The sequence below is a fragment of the Dehalococcoidales bacterium genome, from assembly GCA_030698765.1.
Classification (GTDB): domain Bacteria; phylum Chloroflexota; class Dehalococcoidia; order Dehalococcoidales; family UBA2162; genus JAUYMF01.
The window spans coordinates 1-2,810 of sequence record JAUYMF010000141.1; the positions used below are offsets into that span (position 1 = coordinate 1).

Genomic DNA, 2,810 nt, shown 5'->3' on the forward strand with positions numbered 1-2,810 from the left:
ACTCTCGGCGGTGATGATTGAGTTGTCCGGCTGGTTATTTCTGGCTATCTTCCAGGTCTTCAGCCCGATGACCGGAATACCGCCTTGCCGGGCGTGGGCGATTTCAGAGAGGGTGCCGTAGCTGCCGCCAACGGCGATGACTGCCCGGGCTGATTTGACCACGGAGATATTGCGGGCATAGCCGATTCCGGTGACTATGGGAATCTGGACGTAGGGGTTAGCCATATCCGCAGTGTCCCCGGGGAGAATGCCGATGGTTACCCCGCCCTCCTCGCTCGCCCCGCGGCAGGCGGCTTCCATGACACCACCCAGGCCGCCGCAGATCAGGACGATTCCCTGTCTGGCCAGCTCACGGCCTACCTCCTCAGCGAGCGCGGCTTCTTCCGCGGTGGGCTGTGACCCGCCGATGACGGCAACGCGTTTCTTGTTTTGTGCGGTCATTTTGACAGTTTCCCCCTATCTATTATCAGGGTGTACTCTCCAGAATAAGTCATTATATCATCTGAGCGTGAATATTGGCAAAGGGGGGATTGTGGAATCCTCTCCCTCGGTCCCCCTCCCTTCGACAGGCTCACTTCGTGGTGACTCAGTGGAACCAGGACAGGCTCTTTACTAAAGGAGGGGGAGGAAAAAGAAAGAGGGGCGGGTGCCCCTCTTAGACGCCTTGCTTCTTTATTAATTAGGCTCGGCATGTCTTACACGGTTTAAGTCCGGCAGTAACAGCCTCTTGATGTGAAGAGAACTTTCGCCAGTAAGGGGAGCCTAAGTAAGGGGCAGCCCATTTACATTCTGGATGATGAAAATGAGGTCGCGTGGGACTTGCCACATAATATCTGAGCCTGTGTTCAATATTATTATTCTCTCGTGCTTTTAGGCTGGTTAGCACTTTCTACCTCCTTTTCTTGCTCTATATCATCAGAGAATAAAAAACCTCCACAAAGGAGGCACTAAACTTCTCTATTTAACTGGAGTTATTATAGCATGTCCCAGGCTGCTTTGTCAAATTTCTCTGCCTACCAAAAAGTGACAAACGGTTATTGACGTAAGTAGAACATATGTGCTAATTTTAGCACTATCTGAGCTACGTTTAAGGGTGAGCTATGGAACTGGAGTCGATTGATGATTTTGAACTGGATCTACCGCCGGAGTATTGCCAGTACCATGATGAGGGTTGTGAACTGGCTGATTCCTGTCTTAACTGCCCGTTTCCGGAGTGTGTCTATGACGAACCGGGAGGCAGGCAGCGGTTGTCCAAGGAATTGCGTTACCGGGAAATAGCCCGGCTGTTCAGTGAGGAGGGAAAGGGGCTAGAGGAACTGGCGCTAATCTTTGGAGTGAGCCAGCGCACCGTGCGGCGGGCTTTGAAAACTGCTTCGGGTAACCTGGTCATTAAAGGAGTTAAGAAACATGAATGAGAGTTTTAGTCCTGCTGAATTAGCACAACGGGATGCGGGGAGGATCAGGGGTTACCGGGATTTCCTTGACTTTTATCATGGTGTCCACTGGGAAAGCCGGGAGAAACGAGGAGAAAAGCACCTGACCTTCAATTACGCCAAGGTTTTCGTGGATAAGGTTACCTCATACCTGATGTCCGGCGTTAATTTTGTCGTTGAGCCTGCAGAGGACTTAGATGAGGCCAGGGCCAGGGCGCAGAGAGCGGAGACCGCCCTGTACCAGGTGTATGCGGAGAATGATCTGGAGCAGCTTGATTTTGAAACCGAACTCGACTGCGCCATTCTCGGTGACGCCTGCTATAAGGTTATCTGGGACCCGGAGCTAAGAAGTGTTCGCATTACCGCGCCAGATATACAGGGTATCTATGCCTGGTGGGCAGGTGATGATACCTCGCGAGTATGGAGAATAGCCTCAAAGTACAACCTCACCGCCGATATCGTGGAAAGCCTGCATAAAGTGAAGGTTAAGAGTAAATCGGCCAGCGTTATCGAGCTGTGGACAGCCCGCGACTTCGAGCTGTGGATTGACGGCTCTCAGGTGGAGAAGAAGCCCAATCCCTACGGTTTTATACCGTTCGTTATTTACCCTAATCTAAGGGAACCCAAAAAGTTCTGGGGCGCATCAGACCTGTCCCAGATTATGGAGCCGCAGCGCGAGCTTAACCGGGCAACCTCACAGCTGGCCAAAATACTGGAGCTGTCCGGGAATCCCATAGCGGTACTGGAGAACGTGGAGGAAGCGGAAGATATTGCCGTCAGGCCGGGGGCAGTGTGGAATATACCTGAAGATGCCAAAGCCTACCTGCTCGATCTCTTGCAGGGGGGTGGAGTCAGTCTGCATATCGATTATATCAATCTGCTGTACCGGATTCTCCATGATATATCGGAATCGCCGAGGGTGGCTTTCGGCGGAACGGAGAGGGACCTGTCCGGGGTAGCCCTGGAGATTGAGCTGCAGCCGCTGTTGCAGAAGGTGAGGCGGAAAAGGCTTATCCGGACGGCGGCTTACAACCGGAGGAATCGCCTTATTCTCAGGCTGTTGGAGAAATACCGGGGCGAAGATTACGGCGATAACTACTTGCGAATGACCTGGGGACCGCTGCTGCCGCAGGACGTGGTCAAGCTGGTGACCAACGAGCAGGTACTGGTGCAGACGGGCATTCACTCCCGGCGCCGGGCGATGGATGAACTTGGTGTTAAAGACCCGGAGATGGAATTCAAGCGGTGGCTCGAAGAGAGAGTCCATCCTCAGCATGAATAAGAAACTTAATATCAACTCTGCCAGGGGCGCGGAGAGAGGGAGAGCTGCTGAACCCCCGGTGGAAGCAATAGAGTAATCTCCGGCTTGGAATAAGA

At 52.9% G+C, this 2,810-nt stretch carries 3 protein-coding genes; 2 read left to right on the top strand and 1 reads right to left on the bottom strand.

Features of this window, described 5'->3' with window-relative positions:
- On the bottom strand, positions 1 to 441 hold a 441-nt coding region (locus tag Q8Q07_06835; protein MDP3880000.1), incomplete at its 3' end, for a TIGR00725 family protein.
- Positions 442 to 1,100: 659 nt separating this feature from the next.
- On the opposite strand from Q8Q07_06835, the gene Q8Q07_06840 reads away from it, so the two are divergent.
- Complete coding sequence (locus Q8Q07_06840) at positions 1,101 to 1,415, top strand: hypothetical protein (GenBank protein MDP3880001.1); 315 nt, start codon at positions 1,101 to 1,103, stop codon at positions 1,413 to 1,415.
- Positions 1,408 to 2,715 (top strand): phage portal protein, encoded by a 1,308-nt coding sequence (locus Q8Q07_06845; protein ID MDP3880002.1) that lies wholly within the window; start codon positions 1,408 to 1,410, stop codon positions 2,713 to 2,715. Before Q8Q07_06840 ends, Q8Q07_06845 begins: the two co-directional genes overlap by 8 nt.
- The last annotated feature ends 95 nt before the right edge of the window (positions 2,716 to 2,810 follow it).

Coding starts and splice junctions, on each gene's coding strand:
- Q8Q07_06845 (MDP3880002.1), top strand. CDS start 1,408: ATGAATGAGAGTTTTAGTCCTGCTGAATTAGCACAACGGGATGCGGGG.
- Q8Q07_06840 (MDP3880001.1), top strand. CDS start 1,101: ATGGAACTGGAGTCGATTGATGATTTTGAACTGGATCTACCGCCGGAG.